The following is a 987-nucleotide window of genomic DNA, read 5'->3' as shown; positions in this document are numbered from 1 at the left end:
ATTTAGCGCTCATGGTCTGCGAGCAACACTCCAACATTCATCGCGCCGCTGAGTTAAAGCCGCAAACCGTCATCAAAATCCTGAACAAGTTTGATGTATGGCGCAAGTCGGAGCGCCTAAAAGACATTCTAATTTGCTGCCAAGCGGATCATGCAGGCCGCAAAGGTTTAGAAGATCTACCGTATCCACAAGCGGATATTTTTATGCTGGCCTATCAAGCAGCGGCATCAGTAGATGTGCAAGCCATCATTCAGGATGGCTTCAAAGGTCCAGCTATTCGTGATGAACAAGAAAAACGACGTATTGAAGCGGTCAAAGTCGCTTTAAATAAGTAACGCCAAAACAAAAACGCCCGCTCAATTGAGCGGGCGTTTTTATTTTCAAGGATTAAGCACTAAGCAAGAATGCAAATAGGCCCACACCTAGAATCAGACGGTAAATCACGAATGGCGTCATGCCCATGCGTGAAATCATCTTCAAGAAGAAGTGGATACAGATGTATGCGCTAATAAATGAAGTCAGAATACCAGTCAGCAAAAAGCCAACGTGCACAGGCTCACCGCTGGTAACCAGCTTCATGCCCAAGTAGCTACCAGCTAATGTGATGATAGGAATCGACATCAAAAATGAAAAACGCGCTGCCGCTTCACGAGTGAAGCCCAAATATAGAGCGGCAGTGATCGTTGCGCCAGAACGTGAAGTTCCAGGGATCATCGCAAGTGCTTGAGCAATACCAATAAACACCGCTTTCTTCCAGCCAGTTTGGTACTCATCGGCAACAAGCTTGGCATTCTTATCCACCCACCAAAGCAACAAACCGAATACGATGGTGGTTGTCGCAATCACATAGGCACTGCGCAGGTAGACTTCGATAACGTCTTTCATCAGCAAACCGAACACACACGCCGGAATCGTCGCGATCACGATCATCCATGCCAGTTTTGCTTCTTTACTGCGGTCACCTTTGAAGATCGAAGCAAACAATGC

The 987-nt window shown here is 46.8% G+C and carries 1 protein-coding gene and 1 pseudogene; one reads left to right on the top strand and one right to left on the bottom strand.

Going from position 1 to position 987, the window contains the following annotated elements:
• A pseudogene (cca, locus tag R7Z50_RS25045) lies at positions 1-335 on the top strand (multifunctional CCA tRNA nucleotidyl transferase/2'3'-cyclic phosphodiesterase/2'nucleotidase/phosphatase); the annotation flags it as partial.
• A gap of 52 nt (positions 336-387) precedes the next feature.
• Here the strand turns inward: cca and R7Z50_RS25040 are convergent.
• A partial coding sequence (locus tag R7Z50_RS25040; protein WP_318149429.1) for an undecaprenyl-diphosphate phosphatase occupies positions 388-987 on the bottom strand: 600 nt, incomplete at its 5' end.

Source organism: Vibrio sp. 1249-1, from assembly GCF_033340495.1.
The sequence above is the reverse complement of the archived record's forward strand: the minus strand, read 5'-3'. Positions and strand labels throughout refer to the sequence as shown.